Source organism: Roseateles sp. L2-2 (assembly GCF_050613215.1).
GTDB lineage: Bacteria > Pseudomonadota > Gammaproteobacteria > Burkholderiales > Burkholderiaceae_C > Roseateles > Roseateles noduli.
Genome location: NZ_CP192509.1, coordinates 4,816,270 through 4,830,490, shown reverse-complemented (window position 1 = coordinate 4,830,490; position 14,221 = coordinate 4,816,270). Strand labels below are relative to the sequence as shown.

At 67.2% G+C, this 14,221-nt stretch carries 15 protein-coding genes and 1 tRNA gene; 10 read left to right on the top strand and 6 right to left on the bottom strand.

Annotated elements, in window-relative coordinates:
* Window positions 1–19 precede the first annotated feature (19 nt).
* Both ACQZ13_RS21495 and ACQZ13_RS21490 read left to right on the top strand, forming a co-directional pair.
* A complete protein-coding gene (locus ACQZ13_RS21495) occupies window positions 20–418 on the top strand; it encodes a hypothetical protein (protein ID WP_431047979.1) in 399 nt (132 codons plus the stop codon).
* Window positions 419–450: 32 nt separating this feature from the next.
* On the top strand, window positions 451–1,320 hold the full coding sequence (locus ACQZ13_RS21490) for an OmpA family protein (RefSeq protein ID WP_431047977.1): 870 nt from the start codon (window positions 451–453) through the stop codon (window positions 1,318–1,320).
* 182 nt (window positions 1,321–1,502) lie between these two features.
* Here ACQZ13_RS21490 and ACQZ13_RS21485 read toward each other — a convergent pair whose 3' ends face one another.
* Window positions 1,503–1,820, bottom strand: a complete 318-nt coding sequence (locus tag ACQZ13_RS21485; RefSeq protein WP_431047975.1) for a cold-shock protein — start codon at window positions 1,818–1,820, stop codon at window positions 1,503–1,505.
* Between the two features lie 165 nt (window positions 1,821–1,985).
* On the opposite strand from ACQZ13_RS21485, the gene clpS reads away from it, so the two are divergent.
* On the top strand, window positions 1,986–2,354 hold the full coding sequence (gene clpS / locus ACQZ13_RS21480; RefSeq protein WP_088405224.1) for an ATP-dependent Clp protease adapter ClpS: 369 nt from the start codon (window positions 1,986–1,988) through the stop codon (window positions 2,352–2,354).
* On the top strand, window positions 2,351–4,675 hold the full coding sequence (gene clpA / locus ACQZ13_RS21475; RefSeq protein ID WP_088405225.1) for an ATP-dependent Clp protease ATP-binding subunit ClpA: 2,325 nt from the start codon (window positions 2,351–2,353) through the stop codon (window positions 4,673–4,675). The genes clpS and clpA overlap by 4 nt, the downstream gene beginning before the upstream one ends.
* Before the next feature lie 45 nt (window positions 4,676–4,720).
* On the opposite strand, the gene ACQZ13_RS21470 is transcribed toward clpA, so the two are convergent.
* The 5 genes from ACQZ13_RS21470 to ACQZ13_RS21450 all read right to left on the bottom strand — a co-directional run bounded on the left by ACQZ13_RS21470 (window position 4,721) and on the right by ACQZ13_RS21450 (window position 8,053).
* Window positions 4,721–5,515 carry a zinc-dependent peptidase gene (locus ACQZ13_RS21470; RefSeq protein ID WP_431047972.1) on the bottom strand — a complete coding sequence of 265 codons (795 nt, stop codon included), beginning with the start codon at window positions 5,513–5,515 and terminating at the stop codon, window positions 4,721–4,723.
* Window positions 5,512–6,300 carry a UDP-2,3-diacylglucosamine diphosphatase gene (locus ACQZ13_RS21465; protein WP_431047970.1) on the bottom strand — a complete coding sequence of 263 codons (789 nt, stop codon included), beginning with the start codon at window positions 6,298–6,300 and terminating at the stop codon, window positions 5,512–5,514. The genes ACQZ13_RS21470 and ACQZ13_RS21465 overlap by 4 nt, the downstream gene beginning before the upstream one ends.
* A gap of 38 nt (window positions 6,301–6,338) precedes the next feature.
* Window positions 6,339–6,842, bottom strand: coding sequence for a peptidylprolyl isomerase (locus tag ACQZ13_RS21460; protein ID WP_088405228.1), 504 nt, complete (start codon window positions 6,840–6,842; stop codon window positions 6,339–6,341).
* Between the two features lie 12 nt (window positions 6,843–6,854).
* On the bottom strand, window positions 6,855–7,430 hold the full coding sequence (locus ACQZ13_RS21455) for a peptidylprolyl isomerase (RefSeq protein ID WP_431047967.1): 576 nt from the start codon (window positions 7,428–7,430) through the stop codon (window positions 6,855–6,857).
* A gap of 89 nt (window positions 7,431–7,519) precedes the next feature.
* On the bottom strand, window positions 7,520–8,053 hold the full coding sequence (locus ACQZ13_RS21450; RefSeq protein WP_431047965.1) for a tetratricopeptide repeat protein: 534 nt from the start codon (window positions 8,051–8,053) through the stop codon (window positions 7,520–7,522).
* A 167-nt stretch (window positions 8,054–8,220) separates the two neighbouring features.
* On the opposite strand from ACQZ13_RS21450, the gene cysS reads away from it, so the two are divergent.
* The 6 genes from cysS to ACQZ13_RS21420 all read left to right on the top strand — a co-directional run bounded on the left by cysS (window position 8,221) and on the right by ACQZ13_RS21420 (window position 14,209).
* Window positions 8,221–9,618, top strand: a complete 1,398-nt coding sequence (gene cysS / locus ACQZ13_RS21445) for a cysteine--tRNA ligase (protein WP_431047963.1) — start codon at window positions 8,221–8,223, stop codon at window positions 9,616–9,618.
* Window positions 9,618–10,271, top strand: a complete 654-nt coding sequence (locus tag ACQZ13_RS21440; protein ID WP_431047961.1) for a DNA-3-methyladenine glycosylase family protein — start codon at window positions 9,618–9,620, stop codon at window positions 10,269–10,271. Before cysS ends, ACQZ13_RS21440 begins: the two co-directional genes overlap by 1 nt.
* 2 nt (window positions 10,272–10,273) lie before the next feature.
* Window positions 10,274–11,245 (top strand): acetyl-CoA carboxylase carboxyltransferase subunit alpha, encoded by a 972-nt coding sequence (locus ACQZ13_RS21435; RefSeq protein ID WP_431047959.1) that lies wholly within the window; start codon window positions 10,274–10,276, stop codon window positions 11,243–11,245.
* A gap of 64 nt (window positions 11,246–11,309) precedes the next feature.
* A complete protein-coding gene (gene tilS / locus ACQZ13_RS21430) occupies window positions 11,310–12,698 on the top strand; it encodes a tRNA lysidine(34) synthetase TilS (protein WP_431047957.1) in 1,389 nt (462 codons plus the stop codon).
* A 37-nt stretch (window positions 12,699–12,735) separates the two neighbouring features.
* A complete protein-coding gene (locus tag ACQZ13_RS21425; RefSeq protein ID WP_088405235.1) occupies window positions 12,736–14,007 on the top strand; it encodes an aspartate kinase in 1,272 nt (423 codons plus the stop codon).
* Window positions 14,008–14,116: 109 nt separating this feature from the next.
* A tRNA-Ser gene (locus ACQZ13_RS21420) sits at window positions 14,117–14,209 on the top strand.
* Window positions 14,210–14,221: the final 12 nt, after the last annotated feature.

Below are 14,221 nucleotides of genomic sequence, written 5' to 3'. Positions count from 1 at the left end.
CCATTGAGAAGGAATGTTCATGCGACACCAACTCTTCCCCCGGAGTGCCCTCGTCGCGGCAGGCGTTCTCGCTGTCGCCGCGATGACCGGCTGCTCGACCAACAAGGTCGAGACCGCCTCCCAGCTCGGCGAAAGCCGCGGCGCCCTCGAAGCCGCGCAGACCAGCATCGGCACCGGCGATTCACCCGACCTCGTCGTCGCCCGCGCGCGTCTGGCTGAGGCCCAGGAAGCCCAGAAGAAGGGCGACCACGCGCTCGCACGCCGCAAGGCGGACGAGGCCGAAGCGGCCGCTGCATTGGCCCGCTCCAAGGCCGCGCGCGATCGGTCGGAGAAGGCCTCCATGGAGCTCGATCGCAGCCTCTCGACCCTGCGCGAGGAACTCAACCGAGGCCCGGCTCCTGCCGCGCCCGCCCGTTGATCCGTCAGCGACAGCCACTCTGAGGAGACACCATGAATCGATACTGGAATATCGCTGGCGGACTCACGGCCCTGGCGCTGGCCGCCTGCTCGTCGGTCCCCCTTCCGAATGCCGGCCTGGATGCCGCCAAGCGCGACTACGCGCAGGCCACCAGCGATCCGAACACCAGCCGCTACGCCTCCGCTGAACTCTCGAAGGCCAAGGAATCGCTGGACCGCGCCGACTTCGCCTGGCGGGAACGCAAGGACCCGTCCGAAGTGGACAGCGCCGCGACGGTCGCGTCGCAGCGCGCCCAGACGGCGATGAACCTGGGCGCGGCGCGCGCTGCCGACGCAAAGGTCGAGCAGGCCGGGCTGGAACGCGAGCGCCTGCGCGCGGAGGTCCGTACCCGTCAGGCCCAGGTCGCACAGGGCCAGGCGCAGACCGCTCAAGGCCAGGCCGCCGCTGCAGAAGCTGCCGCGATCGCTGCCTCCGAGCGCGCCAACCGCCTGCAGCGCGAGCTTGCGGAGATCCAGGCCAAGCCGACGCCGCAGGGCCTGGTCGTCATGCTGCAGGACGTCCTGTTCGACACCGGCAAGGCCACGCTGAAGGAGGGCGCCTTCAGCCGCCTGGACACCTTGTCCTCGGCACTGCGCAACCATCCGGAGCGCCGCATCCTGATCGAAGGCTTCACCGACAGCACCGGCGGCGCGCAGCTCAACCTCGAGTTGTCCCGCGCCCGCGCGGAGTCGGTCAGGGACGCGCTGGTGAAGCGCGGTGTCGACGCCGGCCGGATCGACGTCCGCGGCAACGGGGAAGCGCGCCCCGTGGCCTCCAACGACAACGCCGCCGGGCGCCAGCAGAACCGTCGGGTGGAGATCGTGTTCTCCGACGAACGCGGTGCCTTCCCTGGCGCACGTTGAAATCGGTAGGCGCACTGGCGGGATCGGGCGCTCCGGCGCCTGATTCCCGAAGCGAATCCTTGACCGTTTCGCGGTCAATGTTTCCTTCTGACCACAGCGCCCGAAAACAGATGCAGAAGCAGAAAGCAGAAAGCCCGCTTGCGCGGGCTTTCCTGCGTGCGAGGCAGATCAGCGGAGGGGGGTCAAGCCGCAGCCGCCTGCTGTCCCGCGTGGGTGTCCGCCAGCAGCGGCATGCCCAGCGGGGCCGTCAGGGGCGCCTCCGAGGCGTCGCTGCCGTCGCCGCCGTCCAGCGGACGGATGTTCTGCGCCAGTTGCCCCTTGGGGCCCTGCACCAGCTCGTAGCTCACCTTGCCGCCCTGCTTGAGCGTCCGGAAGCCGTCCATCTGAATGGCTGAGAAGTGCGCGAAAACGTCGCCTCCGCCTTGTTCGGGTTCAATAAAGCCAAACCCTTTGGCATCGTTGAACCACTTGACCGTGCCTGTTGCCATGTTCTTCTCCATCCCGGTGTCTTTCTCGCACCGGGGCGGATTCTCAAATCCGTGTCAAGTCAGTGTCAATTGAGGAACTCCCCGGGGTAGGAAGGCGCGAAGGTGACAAACTCGGGGCATTGACAGGCGTAAGCCTGTCCCCATGTAGGGTGCTCCCGCTGTTTATAGAATCGGTTCATGCCATTGTTTGCCCAACAGCCCCCACCCGCGGGACCACCGCCCGGCCCTCAGCCGCCGGGTCCGGAGGACGGTGGGAATTCCACCACGCTGGAGCGAGTCGCTCAGAAGACGGAGCCGCCGCGCCTCTACCAGGTGCTGATGCTCAACGATGACTTCACACCGATGGAGTTTGTGGTGATGGTCTTGCAGGAGTACTTCCGCCATGACCTGGATACGGCCACCCAGATCATGTTGAAGATCCATCACGACGGTCGCGGGGTCTGCGGTGTTTTCACCAAGGACGTCGCGGCCACCAAGGTCGAAATGGTGCTGGCGGCCGCACGGCGCGCCGGACACCCCCTGCAGTGCATTATGGAGGCCGCATGATTGCGCAAGAGCTTGAAGTCAGCCTGCACATGGCGTTTGTCGAAGCGCGCCAGCAGCGCCACGAGTTCATCACCGTGGAACACCTGCTGATGGCGCTGCTGGACAACCCGTCCGCGGCGGAGGTGCTGCGCGCATGCGCAGCGAATATCGAGGACCTGCGCAAGTCGCTTGCGCAGTTCATCAAGGAGAACACGCCGACCGTGGGGGGCACCGACGAGGTGGACACCCAGCCCACGCTCGGCTTCCAGCGCGTGATCCAGCGCGCGATCATGCACGTCCAGTCGACCGGCAACGGCAAGAAGGAAGTGACCGGCGCCAACGTGCTGGTCGCGATCTTCGGCGAGAAGGACTCCCACGCCGTCTACTACCTGCACCAGCAGGGCGTGACGCGTCTGGACGTCGTCAACTTCATCGCCCACGGCATCAAGAAGAGCGAGCCGCCCGAGCCCCCGAAGGGCCCGGAAGGCAACGGTGCCGAATCCGAGCGTGAAGAGGGCGAAGGCGGCCAGGGCCAGGGCGGCGGCAAGGGCAGCCCGCTCGAGCAGTTCACCCAGAACCTCAACCAGCTCGCCCGCGACGGCAAGATCGATCCGCTGATCGGCCGCGAGCTCGAAGTTGAGCGCGTGGTGCAGATCCTGTGCCGCCGCCGCAAGAACAACCCGCTGCTGGTCGGCGAGGCCGGCGTGGGCAAGACCGCCATCGCCGAGGGCCTGGCCTGGCGCATCACCGAAGGCCAGGTGCCCGACGTGCTGGCCGAGGCGGTGGTCTATTCGCTGGACATGGGCGCGCTGCTGGCGGGCACCAAGTACCGCGGCGACTTCGAGCAGCGCCTCAAGGCGGTGATCAAGCAGCTGAAGGACCAGCCCGGCGCGATCCTCTTCATCGACGAGATCCACACCCTGATCGGCGCCGGCGCGGCGTCGGGAGGCACGCTGGACGCGAGCAACCTGCTGAAGCCGGCCTTGTCGTCGGGTCAGCTGAAGTGCATCGGCGCGACCACCTTCAGCGAGTACCGCGGCATCTTCGAGAAGGACGCGGCCCTGTCGCGGCGCTTCCAGAAGGTGGATGTGGTCGAGCCGACCGTCGACCAGACCGTTGAGATCCTCAAGGGCCTGAAGTCGCGCTTCGAGGAGCACCACAGCGTCAAGTACGCGCTGACCGCGCTGCAGGCGGCGGCGGAGCTCTCGGCCAAGTACATCAATGACCGTCACCTGCCCGACAAGGCGATCGACGTCATCGACGAAGCGGGCGCGGCCCAGCGCGTGCTCCCCAAGAGCAAGCAGAAGAAGACCATCACCCGCGCGGAAGTCGAGGACATCGTCGCCAAGATCGCGCGCATTCCGCCCGCCTCGGTGTCGTCGGACGATCGCGGCAAGCTCAAGAGCCTGGACCGTGACCTGAAGAGCGTGGTCTTCGGCCAGGATCCGTCCATCGATGCGCTCGCTGCGGCGATCAAGATGGCGCGTTCGGGCCTGGGCAAGCCGGACAAGCCGATCGGCTCCTTCCTGTTCAGCGGCCCGACGGGCGTGGGCAAGACGGAAGTCGCCAAGCAGCTGGCCTACATCCTGGGCATCGAGCTGATCCGTTTCGACATGTCCGAGTACATGGAGCGTCATGCGGTCAGCCGCCTGATCGGCGCGCCTCCGGGCTACGTCGGTTTCGACCAGGGTGGTCTGCTGACCGAGGCGATCACGAAGAAGCCGCACGCGGTGCTGCTGCTCGACGAGATCGAGAAGGCGCATCCGGACGTCTTCAACGTGCTGCTGCAGGTCATGGACCACGGCACCTTGACGGACAACAACGGACGCAAGGCCGACTTCCGCAACGTGATCATCATCATGACCACGAACGCGGGTGCGGAGGCGATGAACAAGTCGACGATCGGTTTCACGACCAAGCGCGAGCAGGGCGACGAGATGGCCGACATCAAGCGCCTGTTCACGCCGGAGTTCCGCAACCGTCTGGACGCGATCGTCAACTTCGGTGCGCTGAACGAGGACATCATCCTGCGGGTGGTGGACAAGTTCCTGCTGCAGCTCGAAAGCCAGCTGGCCGAGAAGAAGGTCGAGGTCACCTTCAGCGACGCGCTGCGCAAGCATCTGGCCGCCAAGGGCTTCGATCCGCAGATGGGGGCGCGCCCGATGCAGCGCCTCATCCAGGACACCATCCGTCGTGCCCTGGCCGACGAACTCCTGTTCGGTCGCCTGATCGATGGGGGTCGCCTCAGCGTGGATGTCGACGACAAGGGCGAGGTTCAGTTGGACATCACGCCCAACAAGAAGGACAACAAGCCCAAGTCCGAGCCGGCGACGGCTGATTGAGCCTGGTCAACGCCTGACCCCATAAGCCCGCTGACGCGGGCTTTTTTATTGGTCGCGTGCCGGGTCTTGCCTGAAGAACCCTGCGAGCAGGCGGTACAGCCGCGGTTGCTCGGCGAGCAGCTCGCGCGGTGCGACGAAGAAGGCTTCGACGGCGACGGCGAAGAACTCTTCCGGCGCTTCCGCGCCGTAGGGATCGATGAGCGTGGCGACGCCTGCGTCGACCTGGTCGCAGAACCAGTGCCACTCGGCTTCCATCGTCGCGCCCCATTGCTGGCGCAGGGTGAGATCGTCGATGGACGGTGCGCCGTCGGGATCGCCGTTGCGCATGTCCAGCACATGCGCGAACTCGTGGATCACCACGTTGTAGACGGAGTCGTGGCCCTCGACGCGATCGACGGCTTCCGGGGCGATCTCGCTCCAGGCGAGCATCAGCGGTCCGCCTTCCATCGCTTCGCCGGCGAGCGTCTCGTCGTACTCGTGGACGATGCCGTCCTCGTCCATCGTCTCGCGCGCGGCGACGACTTCGCCCTCGTGCATGACGATGCCGACGAAGCCGTCGTACCAGTCGAGGCCGAGGCGCAGCACCGGCAGGCAGGCTTGTGCGGCGACCGCCACCGCGACCTCGTCGGTGACCTCGAAGCCGTTGACGCCGTGGAACTCCTTGGCCGACAGGAACAGCGAACACAGCCGGCGCAGCTCGGTGCGATCGGCCTCGCTGCGGCGGGCGATGAAGGGGTACTGCGTGAGCGTAAGTTCCCAGATCGGATCGGGGATCGCGAACTGGTCGAGCAGCTTGCGCTCGCGATGCGCGCGCCAGCGCTGGAGCAGGCCGCCGATCATGCGACGAGGGCGACCTCGGTCGCCGAGGTCATCGGGGCGATGCGTCGCAGGCCGTCCGCATCGAGCACCAGCACGTCGCCGCGGCCCGGGCCATGGTCGTAGTCCCAGTCGGACAGCACGGCGCGCGTGAGCCCGTTGCCGAGATCATGCATCGCCGGCCGGTGCGTGTGGCCGTGGATCAGCGTGTCGCAGCCCGACGCGCCCAGCCAGGAGCGCGCCGCGTCGTCGTCGACGTCCGCCCACGTGGACGGATCGGTCTGATGCAGGCGGCTCTTCGCGCGCAGGTGGCGCGCCAGAGCCCGTCGCGCGAACAGCGGCATCGCCCGCAATGCGGCGAGCACCTCAGGCCGGCGCACGATCGCGCGCGCCTTCAGGTAGCCCACATCGCCGAGGCAGAGTTGATCGCCATGGCTCAGCAGCCATGAACGTCCGAAGGCATCGAGCCGTGTCGGATCGTCGAGCAGCCGCATGCCGGCGTCCGCCGCCATTGCCTCGCCGAGTGCGAAGTCGCGGTTGCCGTGCATGAAGAAGAGGGGCTTGCGCGAGGCGGTCTCGCGCAGCACGTCGAGCGCGAACTGCTCGAAGGTGCCGGCCTGCCAACGCGCGTCGTCGCCGATCCAGGCCTCGAAGATGTCGCCGAGCAGGAAGACCGCGTCGGCCGGCGTTGCCGCCAGGTGGGCGCGGAACCGCGCCAGCGTCGCCGGCATGTCCGGCGACAGGTGCAGGTCGGAGAGCAGATCGATCCGCCGCCAGCCTGCCTCCGCCCGCAGCGGTGCCAGGGGCACCACCGCACGGGGCAATGGAAAGGCGGCGGACCCGGGACTCACTCGACCGCGACAGCGCGCTCGATGATGACCGGATCGACCGGCACGTCGTCATGGAAGCCCGAGCGGCTGGTCTTGACCTTCTCGATCTTGTCCACGACGTCCTGGCCGCCCACGACCTTGCCGAACACCGCGTAGCCCCAGCCCGACGGGCTTTCGCTCTTGAAGTTCAGGAAGTCGTTGTCGACCGTGTTGATGAAGAACTGCGCGCTGGCCGAATGCGGCGCGTTCGTGCGCGCCATCGCCAGCGTGTACTTGTCGTTCTTCAGGCCGTTGTTGGCCTCGTTCTGGATCGGCGCGTCGGCCGGCTTCTGCTTCATGCCTTCCTCGAAGCCGCCGCCCTGGGCCATGAAGCCCTTGATCACGCGGTGGAAGATGGTGCCGTCGTAGTGGCCCTTGGCGACGTAGGCGAGGAAGTTCTCGACGCTCTTGGGGGCCTTCGCGTCATCCAGCTCCACGGTGATCAGGCCGTGGTTGGTGTGCAGTTCAACTTTCTTGGTCATGTCTGGGACTCCTTATTTCTCGACGGTGGCCTTGTTGATCAAGACCGGGGTGTTGGGCAGGTTCTGGAACGCCGGATTCTTCGGCGACGGCGCGGTCGGCACCGCGCGGATCTTGTCGACCACTTCCATGCCCTCGCTCACATAGCCGAACACCGCGTAGCCGCGGCCGTCGGACGCGTAGCCCGGATCCAGCGCCGCGTTGTCCACGGTGTTGATGAAGAACTGCGAGGTCGCCGAATTCGGATCGTTGGTCCGCGCCATCGCGATCGAGCCGCGGATGTTCATCAGGCCGTTGCCGGCTTCCAGCGGGATGGGCGGGCGCGTCGGGCGCTGCTTCAGGTCGGCGGTATAGCCGCCGGTCTGGATCATGAAGTCGCCGATGACGCGATGGAAGATCACGCCGTTGTAGTGGCCGGCCTTCACGTAGGTCAGGAAGTTGGCGACCGTCTTGGGCGCCTTCTCGGCGTCCAGCTTGATCACGATGTCGCCGGCGGTGGTGTTCAGCCGGACCGTCTGGGCCTGGACGAACGAGGCCGCGAGGCCCAGCACGGCGGCGCCGGCGGCGAGCAGGAGTTTGGAGGTCCGCATGGTCGGGAGGTCTGTGTGGAGCGTTGGGGGAGGGCGGGACGCTGTTGACGGCGTTGCACGGCGACGCGCCGGCGGCGCGTCGACCATGATCATCGCGCCTGGACGCCCTTGGCGTTGTTGAACGCTGTGACGCGTTGCAACTTGACCTTCAGCGCGGTGTCGTCGCCGAGCGCCTGCTTGAGTGCCCGTTCGTAGGACTGCTGGGCCAGGCGCATCAGCACGTCGCCCATGTTCTCCTGGGCCTGCGCGTGGTCGGGCTGCAGGTCCAGGGCGCGGGTCAGCGACTGGCGCGCGGCTTCATATTCACCGCGCGCGGCGTGGATGACGGCCAGGTTGTTGTACGGATCGGCCAGGTCGGGGAAGTCCTCGGTCAGGCCGGTGAAGAGGGTGCGGGCGCGTTCGAGCTGCTGCTGTTCGAGCAGCATCGTGCCCAGCGCGAAGCGCAGGCGCGGATCGTCCGGCGTGGCCTTGAGGCCGGTCTCTGCGACCTGGATCGCCTGGTCGCGTTTGCCGGCGGCCCACAGCGCCTGCGCGTCTTCGAGCGGCGCGGCGTGCGTCAGGGTCGCGCCGATCATCGCCAAGGCGACGCAGCAGTGGCGGATCAGGGTGGGAAGTCTTGGCATGGGGTCGGACCGCTATACTGCCGGGCATTCTAGAGCGAGCTTTCGTGTCTCGCTCACTGTCCACTCAGCGTCCACTCGCCTCCCGGCCGGCTCCCCCGGCCCACCCGCACCGCACCGTCGAATGCGCCGATACTCGCGACCCGTCGCCGGTGCGGCGCGAGTACCGTATGTCCTCCTTGCGCATCTACAACACGCTGGACCGCCAGCTCCAGGATTTCCAACCGATCGAGCCGGGCAAGGTCCGCATGTACGTCTGCGGCATCACGGTCTACGACCTGTGCCACATGGGCCATGCGCGCATGAACATCGCGTTCGACGTCGTCTACCGGTGGCTGAAGGCCAGCGGGTTCGACGTGACCTACGTGCGCAACATCACCGACATCGACGACAAGATCATCCGTCGTGCGCTGGAGCGCGGCATCACCATCGGCCAGCTCACCAGCGACACCATCGCCGCGATGCACCGCGACTTCGACGCGCTGGGCATCGCCAAGCCGACGCATGAGCCGCGCGCCACCGAGTACGTCCCGCAGATGCTGGACATCATCGGCAAGCTCGAGACCAAGGGCCTGGCCTACCAGGCCGACGGTGGCGGCGACGTGAACTACGCGGTGCGCAAGTTCGACGGCTACGGCAAGCTCAGCGGCAAGTCCCCGGACCAGCTGCGCGCCGGCGAGCGCGTCGCGGTCGACGACGGCAAGCGCGATCCGCTGGACTTCGTGCTGTGGAAGTCGGCCAAGGCCGACGAGCCGGTCGAGGCCAAGTGGGCCAGCCCCTGGGGCGAAGGCCGCCCGGGCTGGCACATCGAGTGCTCGGCCATGAGCTGCGCGCTGCTGGGCGAACGCTTCGACATCCACGGCGGCGGCATGGACCTGCAGTTCCCGCACCACGAGAACGAGATCGCGCAGAGCGAAGGCGCCTTCGGCCACTTCGTCAACTACTGGCTGCACAACGGTTTCCTGAACATCGACGGCGAGAAGATGTCCAAGAGCCTGGGCAACTTCTTCACCATCCAGGAAGTGCTGGAGAAGTTCGACGGTGAGTCGATCCGCTTCTTCATGCTGCGCACGCAGTACCGCAGCCCGTTCAACTTCAGCGACGTCAGCCTGGACGATGCGCGTACCGCGCTGCGCCGGCTCTATACGGCGCTGGACGCGGTCGCGCCGGCGGACGTGACGATCGATTGGGCGCAAGGCCCGGCCGCCGCGTTCAAGGCCGCGATGGACGACGACTTCAACACGCCGGGGGCGCTGGCCGTGCTGTTCGAACTCGCGAACCAGGTCAACCGCGACCGGTCCGCGCAGGACGCCGGCCTGCTGAAGGCGCTGGGCGGCGTGCTGGGCGTGCTGCAGCAGGCGCCCAAGTCCTTCCTGCAAGCGGGCGCGGGTCTGGACGAGGCCGCGATCGAGGCCCAGATCGCCGCGCGCGCCGCCGCCAAGGCCGGCCGCGATTTCGCCGAGGCCGACCGCATCCGCAAGTCGCTCGCCGAACAGGGCATCGAGCTGAAGGATTCGCCGACCGGCACGACCTGGGTCCGCACCGCCAAGCTGGGAGAGCAGGCCTGATGGCGCGTGTGGCGACCGCCGGGGTGACCCCGGACTATTGGGACGAGGCTTGCAGACATCTGGTCAAACGCGACCGGGTGATGAAGAAGCTGATCCCGCAATTCGGCGAGGCGCGGCTGCAGAGCCGCGGCGACGCGTTCACCACGCTGGCGCGTTCGATCGTCGGACAGCAGATCTCGGTGAAGGCGGCGCAGAGCGTGTGGGACAAGTTCGCCGAGCTCACCTCGGGGCCGTCCAACCGCATCAAGCCGACCGAGGTGCTGAGCCTGGACAAGACCGCGCTGCGGGCCGTGGGCCTGTCGCTGCGCAAGGTCGAGTACCTCAGCGACCTGGCGCAGCATTTTGAAACCGGTCAGGTCCATGTGCGCCAATGGGCGCAGATGGAAGACGAAGCCATCATCGACGAGCTGGTCGCCATCCGCGGCATCGCCCGCTGGACGGCGGAGATGTTCCTGATCTTCCACCTGATGCGGCCCAACGTGCTGCCGCTGGATGATGCGGGACTGCTGAAAGGCATCAGCCAGCATTACTTCAGCGACGAGCCGGTGTCGCGCGCGGAGGCCCGAGAGCTGGGCGAGGGCTGGGCCCCGTATCGCTCGGTGGCCACATGGTACATTTGGCGGAGCCTCGATCCGCTACCCGTGGATTACTGAGAATGAGCAAGAAACACTTCCTCGAATTCGAGCAGCCGATCGCCGAGCTCGAAACCAAGATCGACGAGCTCCGCTACGTGCAGAGCGAGTCCGCGGTGGACATCTCGGAAGAGATCGACCGCCTCGGCAAGAAGAGCCTGCAGCTCACGAAGGACATCTATTCGAATGTCCTGCCGTGGCAGGTCTATCAGGTCGCGCGCCATCCGCAACGTCCGCAGACGCTGGACTACTGCGCCGAAGTCTTCACCGAGTTCGAAGAACTGCACGGCGACCGCCACTTCGCGGACGACGCCGCGATCGTCGGCGGCCTCGCGCGCTTCAACGGCCAGGCCTGCATGGTCATCGGCCATCAGCGCGGTTCGGACGCGAAGGAGCGCACGCTGCGCAACTTCGGCATGCCGCGCCCCGAGGGCTACCGCAAGGCGCTGCGCCTGCTGAAGCTGGCCGAGAAGTTCGGCCTGCCGGTGTTCACCTTCATCGACACGATGGGCGCGTACCCCGGCATCGGCGCCGAGGAGCGCAGCCAGTCGGAAGCCATCGGCCGCAACATCTTCGAGATGGCGCAGCTGGAAGTGCCCATCATCGCGACGGTGATCGGCGAAGGCGGCTCCGGCGGCGCGCTGGCCATCGGCGTGGCCGACCAGGTGCTGATGCTGCAGTTCTCGGCCTATTCGGTGATCTCGCCGGAAGGCTGCGCCTCCATCCTGTGGAAGACGGCGGCCCGTGCGCCCGAAGCCGCCGAGGCGCTGGGCATCACCGCGCATCGCCTGAAGGCGCTGGGCCTGATCGACAAGATCGTCAGCGAGCCCGTGGGCGGCGCGCATCGCGATCCGAAGCAGATGGCGTCCAGCCTGAAGCGCGCGCTCGGCGACGCGCTCCGCCAGGTCTCCGACCTGAAGACCAAGGAACTGCTGGACCGCCGCTATGAGCGTCTCCAGGCCTATGGTCGATTCGGCGACACCAAGAGCCGCTGATCTGCGCTCCGACACCGGCGCCGATGCCGGTGCGCCAACCGGCTCTGACGACTCCCTCCGCCGCGTGATTGCGGTCGCCACCAGTGGCGGCCGCGATTCGACGGCGCTCCTCCACGCCACCGCGGTTGCCGCCCGTCCGCTCGGGCTGCACGTCGTGGCGTTGCACATCCATCATGGACTGAGCGAGCACGCCGACGCGTGGCTGGCGCACCTGCAGACGCAGATGGCAGGCTGGGCGGCGGAAGGCCTGCCGGTGTCGCTCGTGCATGAGCGCCTGGACGGCGCGCCCGGCCCGGGCGACAGCATCGAGGCCTGGGCCCGCGCCGGACGACACAAGGCCCTGCAACGCCTGACCCTTGCCGCTGGCGCCGACCTGCTGCTGCTGGCGCACCACCGGCGCGATCAGGCGGAGACCTTCCTGCTGCAGGCCCTGCGCGGCGCCGGCGTGGCGGGCCTGTCCGCGATGCCGCGCACGCAATGGCGCGACGGCGTGTGCTGGTCGCGTCCGTGGCTGGATCGTCGACGCGAGTCCATCGAGGCCTATGTCGCCGAACACGGCTTGAGCTTCATCGACGACGACAGCAACGGCAACGCGCGTTTCGCGCGCAACCGGCTTCGCCTGGAGGCGTGGCCCGCTCTGACCGCGGAGGCCCCTGGCGCGGAAGCCGCGCTGGCGCAGGCCGCCGCGTGGGCGCAGGAGGCTGCGGAACTTCAACGCGAGATCGCCGAGGAAGACCTCGCTCGCTGGTCCGATGACGACGGCTTGTCGCAGGCGATGCTGGGAGAACTCAGCGCGGCGCGCGCGTCGAACGCGCTGCGTGCGTGGCTGAACCGCGCGACGGGCCGGACCGCGCCGGCGACGCTGATCCGGCGCGTCATGGCGGAAGGACCCGCCGCGACCGTGGCGCGCTGGCCGCTGGGCGATATCGAGTTGCACCTCTATCGCGGCCGGTTCTTCGTGCAGGCGCCGCCGCTGGTGCGACGTGCCGCGCCATCGGAAGTGCTGCCCGCTTCGCTGCTGGGGCTCGGCATCGCCGCAGCGTCTTCCGGCGCCGAGTCGACGCTCCGGATCGATCTCTCGCGACCCGGACGCCACCCGGTGGCCGCCTGGGGTGGTGCTTTCCATGTCGAACCCGTGACCACGGGGGGCGTTGCGCTTTCTGCGCTCAGCAATGTCGAGTTGCGCCCGCGCGAAGGCGGCGAGCAGTTCCAGGCGCACGCCAAAGGCATGGCGCGCGCGCTCCGCAAATGCTGGCAGACGGCCGGAATCCCCGCTGTCCAGAGGGAAGGCCCGCTGATCCACGTCGACGGACGGCTGCTGTTCGCGCCCGGTCTGGGCATCGACGCGCGCTGGATCGCACCGGAAGGTGAAGCACAAATGGCGCTGCGATGGGTGTCGGATGCATGCGGATCCCGCATGGGCAGCGACGTTGCGGGCAAGGGCGCGTCTTAGAATCGCCGATCCACCCGCAGCCCCCTCTGACATTCCCATGGCATTGATCGTTCACAAGTACGGCGGCACCTCGATGGGGTCGACCGACCGCATCCGCAACGTGGCCAAGCGTGTCGCCAAATGGGCGCGGGCGGGTCACCAGATGGTGGTGGTCCCCTCGGCGATGAGCGGCGAGACCAACCGTCTGCTCGGCCTGGCCAAGGAGCTGTCGCCCGGCAGCTCGTCGCCGTCGCTGATGCGCGAGCTCGACATGATCGCCTCCACCGGCGAGCAGGTCTCCGTCGGCCTGCTGGCGATCGCGCTGCAGGCCGAGGGCATGGACGCCGTCAGCTACACCGGCTGGCAGGTCGGCGTGTCGACCGACAACTCCTACACCAAGGCCCGCATCGAGAGCATCGACGATGCCAAGGTCAAGGCCGACCTCGACGCCGGCCGCGTGGTCGTCATCACCGGTTTCCAGGGCGTGGACGAGGACCGCAACATCACCACGCTGGGACGCGGCGGCTCGGACACCTCGGCGGTGGCGATCGCCGCGGCGATCAAGGCCGACGAGTGCCTGATCTACACCGACGTCGACGGCGTCTACACGACCGATCCGCGCGTCGTGCCCGAGGCGCGCCGCATGAGCACCATCAGCTTCGAGGAGATGCTGGAGATGGCCTCGCTCGGCTCCAAGGTGCTGCAGATCCGCTCGGTGGAATTCGCGGGCAAGTACCGCGTCCCGATGCGCGTGCTGAGCAGCTTCACGCCCTGGGACATCGACATCGACGAAGAAGCCAAGTCCGGCACCCTGATCACTTTTGAAGAGGACGAACAAATGGAACAAGCCGTCGTCTCCGGCATTGCCTTCAACCGCGACGAGGCCAAGGTGACGCTGCTCGGCGTGCCGGACAAGCCGGGCATCGCGTTCCAGATCCTGGGACCGGTGGCGGACGCCAACATCGACGTCGACGTGATCATCCAGAACGTGTCGCAGGACGGGAAGACCGACTTCTCGTTCACGGTGCACCGCAACGACTACCAGCGCGCGATGGAGCTGCTGGAGAAGGTCGTGGGACCGGCGGTGCAGGCCGCCAAGGTGAGCGGCGACCAGCGCATCTGCAAGGTGTCCATCGTGGGCATCGGCATGCGCTCGCACGTGGGCGTGGCGTCGAAGATGTTCCGCTCGCTGTCGGAAGAGGGCATCAACATCCAGATGATCACGACCAGCGAGATCAAGACCTCCGTCGTCATCGACGAGAAGTACATGGAGCTGGCGGTGCGCGCGCTGCATCGCGCGTTCGATCTGGACCAGGACATCGAGGCCTGAGCTTCGGAGAGCAATCCGGAGCGCGACTGTCGCGCGGCGAGAGATCGAATCGACGGGAGTTTTGGTCGAGGGGTCAAAAAGCCATGCTATAGTCGCTGCTTCTCCGGTTGGAGACGTGACCGAGTGGCCGAAGGTGCTCCCCTGCTAAGGGAGTATGTGGGCAAAACCTGCATCGAGGGTTCGAATCCCTCCGTCTCCGCCAACCAGATGTGAA